At 69.4% G+C, this 7,033-nt stretch carries 1 protein-coding gene; it reads left to right on the forward strand.

The window, feature by feature from the left end; translation table 11 throughout:
* Positions 1–7,033 (forward strand): S-layer family protein (locus tag ON36_RS28635; RefSeq protein ID WP_043660216.1); only part of this gene is annotated, 7,033 nt, incomplete at both ends.

The following is a 7,033-nucleotide window of genomic DNA, read 5'->3' on the forward strand; positions in this document are numbered from 1 at the left end:
CGGCCTCATCAACACCGGCGATATCAGCGGCGTGGCTGGTGACCTGACCGGCGTGGCGGGTGGCCTGGTCAACACCGGCGACATCACCGGAGTGGTGGGTGACTTCGTCGACAATTCGGGCGAAATCACCGGCGTCGCGGGCGGGTTGGTCAACAACGCGGGCGACGTCGTCGACAATTCCGGAACGATCGCAGGCGTCGCGGGAGACCTGATCGGGTCGGTCGGCGACATCACGAACTCCGGTGACCTGACCGGCATCGCCGGCGGCCTGATCAACGGTGACGTCACGGGCGGCCTCGTGAACGGCGACCTCACCGGCAACGTCGGTGACGTGCTGAGCGGCCTCACCGGGAACTCGGGTGACGTGACAGGAGTCGCCGGCGACCTCACGAACGCGGTCGGCGACATCACCAACACGGGTGACCTGACCGGTGTCGCGGGGGGCCTGCTGAACGGCGACCTCACGGGCGTGGCCGGCGACCTGCTCAGCAACAGCGGCGACCTGACGGGCATCGCGGGAGACATCACCAACACCGGCGACCTGACCGGCGTCGCGGGCGCGGTCGGCGACATCTCGGGCGACCTCGTCGACAACAGCGGTGACGTCGGTGGTGTGGCCGGCGACCTGGTCGACAACTCGGGCGATCTCACCGGCGTCGCGGGCGGTCTCGTCAACAACGCAGGCGATCTCACCGGCGTGGCAGGTGGAATCCTCGCCGGAGGTATCACCGGCGACCTCATCGACAACTCGGGTCAGATCGCTTCTGTAGCAGGTGACCTCACAGGCGTCGCCGGCGACCTGTCCGGTAATTCGGGCGAGATCCTGAGCGACATCACCGGAAACTCGGGTGACCTGACCGGCGTGGTCGGAAACGCGGGAGACATCACCAACAACGGTGACCTCGCCGGCATCGCGGGCGGCATCCTCAACGGCGACATCACCGGCGTCGCAGGCGATCTGGCGGGCAACTCCGGCGACATCACCGGCGACCTGGTCGACAACACGGGCGATCTCACCGCCGGACTGGTGAACGGAGACCTCACCGGCGACGTGATCGACGGCGACCTGACCGGTGTCGCGGGTGACCTGACCGCGGGACTCGTGAACGGTGACCTGACCGGTGTGGCCGGTGACCTCACCACCGGCCTCGTCGACGGGGACGTGACCGGTGTGGCGGGCGATCTCACCGCGACGCTCGTCAACGGTGACCTGGTCGGCGATGTGACGGGCGGCCTGGTGAACGGCGACGTGACGGGCGGCCTGATCAACGGCGATGTGACCGGTGACCTGGTCGACGGTGACGTGACGGGCGTGGCCGGCGATCTCACCACGGCTCTGGTGAACGGCGACCTGATCGGCGACCTCATCGACAACAGCGGCAACCTGGTCGGAACCATCGGCAACAGCGGCGACATCACCGGTGTGGCGGGCGACCTCGCCGGGGACGTGTTCGACAACTCCGGCTCGATCGTCGGCTCGGTGGGTGACATCACCAACGCCGGTGACCTGACCGGGATCGCCGGTGACCTGACCGGGGTCGCGGGTGATCCGACAGTGATCGGCACGGTCGGTGACGTCGTCGGCAACACGGGTTCGGTCGGCGACATCACCGGCGACCTCATCGACAATTCCGGCGTCATCGGCGGCCTCGTGGACAACTCGGGCGACATCACCGGCGGCCTCGTGAACGGCGACATCAGCGGCATCACAGGAGGACTGGTGAACGGCGAATTCCTCAACGATTTCACCGGCGTGGCAGGCGACTTCACCGGGGTGGCGGGCGATCTCACCGCCAGCCTGATCAACGGCGACGTCACCGGTGATCTGATCGACAACTCCGGCGCTCTGGTCGGCGGCGTCACCAACACCGGGGATCTGACCGGCATCGCGGGCGGCCTCGTCAACGGCGGTTTCCTCAGCGACATCACCGGCAACTCCATCGATCTCGCCGGGATCGCGGGCGGGCTGATCAACGGCGATGTCCTCACCGGCGACTTCCTCGACGACGTCAGCGACATCACCGGCAACACCGTCGACCTGACCGGCATCGCGGGCAGCGTCGTCGACGGCGATCTCACCGGCGTCGCGGGCGGCCTGATCAACGGCGACATCATCGGTGACGTCACCGACAACGGCGTCCTGACGGGCGACTTCCTCAACGATCTGTCGGCGGTGACCGGCGGCGTGGTCAACGGGGACGTGCTCAGCGACATCACCGGCGCGGCAGGCGGTGTCGTGAACGGGGATCTGCTCGGCACCGTCTCGGACAACGACGTCACCGGCGTCGCGGGTGACGTGCTCGCGAACTCGGGCGATCTGCTCAGCGGCAACGACGTGACCGGTGATCTGCTCGACGACGTCGGCAACGTGACCAACACCGGCGACCTGTCCAACGTGGGCAACATCGCCAATATCACCGGCCTCGCCGCCGCGGTCACGGGCGTCGCGGGTGGGCTCGGCAACGGCGAGATCAGCGATCTGGTCGGCGATTTCGACCTCTCCGGCCTCGCGAGCGACCTGTTCGACAACTCCGGTGATCTCACGGGTGTCGCCGGCGACGTGGTCGGCGGCGACGTGCTCGGCGAAGTCACCGGCAACCAGCTGATCGGCGACCTCACCAACTCCGGCGACATCACCGGAGCGGTCGGCGACCTCACCAACTCCGGCGACGTCGGCGGCCTGATCGGCGACATCACCGGCAACGGCAACCCGACCGGCGTCGCGGGGGACCTCACGGGTATCGCCGGCGGAGTCCTCGATGGCGACTGGACGAACACCGGAGACATCACCGGCATCGCCGGTGGCCTGGTCGACAACTCCGGCGACATCACCGGCCCGGTCTTCGACAACTCGGGTGAGATCGGCGGACTGGTCGGCGACATCACCAACACGGGTGACCTGGGCAACGTGGTCGGCGACATCACGAGCACCGGTGATCTGAACGGCATCGCCGGCGGCCTCCTGAACACCGGTGACCTGGTCGGCGACATCACGAATACGGGCGATCTGGGCAACGTGGTCGGCGACATCACGAATACGGGCGATCTGGGCAACGTGGTCGGCGACATCACCAACACCGGCGACGTGATCGGCGACCTCACCGGCAATTCCGGTGACCTCACCGGCACCCTGACCGGCGTCGCGGGGGACGTGACCGGTGGCGACCTGACGAACACGATCGGCGATATCACGGGCATCGCGGGTGACCCGAGCGGAACCCTCATCGGTTCCGTCGGTGACCTCACCGGTGTCGGGGGAGACCTGACCGGAATTGGCGAAGTGACCGGCGTGGCCGGCGACGTGACGAACTCGGTGGTGGACATGACCGGAGCACTCAGCGACAACGAATTCACCGGCACGATCGGAGACATCCTCAGCGGCAACGGTTCCGGCGGAGGCGGCGGTGGGGGCGGGGGTGGTGGCATCGGCGGCGTCGCTGTCGGGGACATCCTCGGCGACGTCACCTGGGTCGGTGGAATCACCGGTGTCGCCGGCGATCTCACGAACTCCTTCGCCAGCGTGACCGACTCCTTCAGCGATGTGACCGCCGTCTTCGGGGACTGGTCGACGATGATCGGCAACGCCGCGGGCAGCGTCGGTGACCTGTCGGGCAGCTTCGGCGACCTGATCGGCGATGTCGGCAGCGTCAGCGGCGACTGGTCGGCCATGATCGGCAACATCAGCGACAACGTGCTCGGCGTGACCGGTTTCGGGTCCGGCGTGGTCGCCGAGCTCGGCGACATCGCCGGTGACTGGAACAACACCGTCGGCGACGTGACCGCGTCCTTCGCAGCCCTGACCGGCAACACGGGCGACCTGATCGGCATCGGCGGCGACCTGGTCGGCAACACGGGCGACCTGATCGGCATCGGCGGCGACCTGGTCGGCAACACGGGCGACCTGATCGGCATCGGCGGCGACCTGGTCGGCGTGGGCGGTGACGTGGTCGGCTCGATCGCGGGAGTCGGCGGCGACCTCACCGGCGTCGCGGGTTCGGTCGGTGACCTGACCGGGTCCTTCACCGGAGTGGCCGGTGACCTGACGGGGTCGTTCACCGGAGTGGCCGGTGACCTGGCCGGCTCGTTCACCGGCGTCGCGGGCGATCTGACCACCTCCTTCGGTGACGTGGTCGGCGGCTTCTCCGGCTCGGTCGGTGACCTGACCGCGGCGTTCGGCGGGATCACCGGTTCGCTGACCGGTGTGGGCGGCGACGTCGGCGACGTGTTCGGCGACATCACCGGATCCTTCGGCGACCTGACCGGTTTCGGCGGCGACGTCGCCGATCTGGCGGTCGGTCTGACCGGGTTCGCCGGCGACCTCACCGGCACTTTCGGCGACTTCACGGGCATCGCCGGTGACGTGACCGGTTCGGTCGGTGACCTGACGGGCTCGGTCGGCGATGTGACAGCGGCTGTCGGCAGCCTGACCGGTTCGGTCGGTGACGTGACCGGTTCGGTCGGTGACCTGACGGGCTCGGTCGGCGATGTGACCGCGGCTGTCGGCAACCTGACCGGTTCGCTCGGCGACGTGACCGGTTCGGTCGGTGACGTGACCGGTTCGATCGGCGACCTCACCGGCTTCGTCGGGGTCGCCGGTGACGTGATCACCGACGTGGCCGGTGTCGGCGGGGATGTGACGAACACGGTCGGGGACATCACCGGGATCGCCGGTGACCCGTCCGGCTCGATCGGTGACCTGACCGCAGGCATCGGCGACGTGACCGGCGCGATCGCCGGTTCGGTCGGCGACGTCACGGGTGTGGCGGGTGATGTGACCGGCGTGGCCGGCGACGTGACAGGCGTCGCGGGCGATTTCGCGGCAGGCATCGCGGGAGATGTGACCGGAGTCGTCGGAGCGGTGGGCGACGTGACCGGTGTTGTGGGTGACCTTGACCTTTCTGGCATTGGGGATGTGACTGACATGGGCGACATCAATTTCGGCGGCAACAACATTTTCGGCGCGGGCCTCAACGATGTGAACGGCATCGGAGACGACTTCGGCGGCGTCGCGGACAACTGGGACGACGTGAACATCACCGGGGTCGGCGGCACGGTGGACGAGTCCCTCAACGACCTCGGCGGCATCGCCAACGGCGTCGCCTCGTCCTGGCAGGACGTCCAGCTGCAGGGCATCGGCGGCCAGGTCGACGAGAGCGAGATCCTCAACGATCTCGGGGCGGGCGGCGGCATCCTGTCCGGCAACCTCACCGACCCGACCGACGTCGTGGACATCACCGACGTGACCGCCAACGGCATCGGCGCGGCGATCGACGACAGCTCGGTCCTGAACGACCTCGGCGGCGCGGCCGGCCTGGTCGGGGCGGGCGGCGTCGGCAGCGGCAACATCCTGGATGTCGACAACGTCAACGGCATCGTCGGTGGCCTGGCCGGCGCGGGCGGCGTCGGCAACGGCAACGACCTCAGCGACTTCGCCGACCTGAACGACATCACCGCCAACGGCATCGGCGCCGCGATCGACGAGAGCCCGATCAGCGCGCTGGACGGCGACGGCGGTCTGCTCGGCACCGGCGGCGTCCTCAACGGCGACGGCGGCCTCCTCGGTGAGAACGGCGTCCTGAACGGCGACGGCGGCCTGGCAGGCGCGGGCGGCGTCCTCAACGGCGACGGCGGCCTGCTGGGTGCGGCCGGTGTCGGCAACGATCTGCTCGCCTCCGGCGACGACGGTGGGCTGTTCGGCGGCGCGACCGACACCACGATCAATGGCATCGGCGCGGCGATCGACGAGTCCGAGATCCTCAACGATGTCCTGGACGGCGGAGTCGCCGGTGTCGGGGGCGGCCTGGTCAACGGTGACGGTGGTCTGGCCGGCGCGGGCGGCGTCCTGAACGACGCCGACGTGACCGGTCTCGCCGGCGGTGTCCTGAGCGGTCAGTTCGAGGACATCACCGCCAACGGCATCGGCGCGGCGATCGACGACTCCGAGATCCTCGACGACGTGGTCGACGGCGGCGTCGCGAACGGGGTGCTGGCCGCGGCGGGCGACGGAGGTCTCCTCGGCGGCGCGAACTTCGAGGACATCACCGCGAACGGTGTCGGCGCGGCGGTGGACGACGTGTCCGATGTGGTCGACGGCGGCATCGCCAGCGGCCTTCTCGGTGGCGAGGGCGGCCTGCTCGGCAACGCGGTCTTCGAGGACATCACCACCTCCGGTGTCGGCGCCGCGATCGACGAGAGCCCGATCCTCAACGACGTCGTCGACGACGGTGTGGTCGGCGGTGTCCTGAACGGCGCGGTGTTCAACGACATCACGGCCAACGGTGTCGGCGCGGCGATCGACGAGAGCCCGATCGGCAACGACCTGGTCGACGGCCTGATCAACGGCTCGAACTTCGAGGACATCACCGGGGTCGGCGGCAACGTCGACAGCGTCGGCGGCGTCATGAACGGCATGACCGACGTGCTGAATCCGACCGCTGTGGCCGGCCTGTTCAGCAGCGATCTGACCGGCGGTGACCACCAGAACACGGGTTCGACCAACTCCTCGCCGTACTCGAGCGCCACGTCGGCGGCGAACGACGGCGCGGCCTCGGCGGCCAACGCGGCCAGCGCGTTCACCGGCGCCGCGGCGTCGGCGGCCGGCCTCGGCGCGCTGAGCAACGACGTCCTCGGTTTCGACTACACCGACGGCCCGGTCCTGGGCGGCCTGACCGGTCTGGGCGGCCCGGCGATCGCCCCCGGCGAGCCGAATCCGTCGGGCACCGGCCTGGAGACCGGGTTCGCCGCGGTCGACGACGCGGTCGGTGGTCTGATCGGCGGCGCGTCGGACGACGGCCTCGGCACCGTCCTCGGCGGCCTGAGCGGGGCACCCGCGGGCGACGCGCTCGGCGGCCTCACCGGCACCGATCCGGGCGGCCTCCTGGGTGGTTTCCCCGGCACCGGCGGTTTCGACGACCTCCCCGGCGGCGTGGATGCCGGCACCGTGACCGGTCTCGGTGGCGTGGCCGACGCCGCGGCCACCGGCCTGGAAACCGGCTTCGGCACGGTGGCGGGCGCGGCGGGCGGCCGTCGCGGA

This window comes from Nocardia thailandica NBRC 100428 (assembly GCF_000308795.1).
GTDB classification, from domain to species: domain Bacteria; phylum Actinomycetota; class Actinomycetes; order Mycobacteriales; family Mycobacteriaceae; genus Nocardia; species Nocardia thailandica.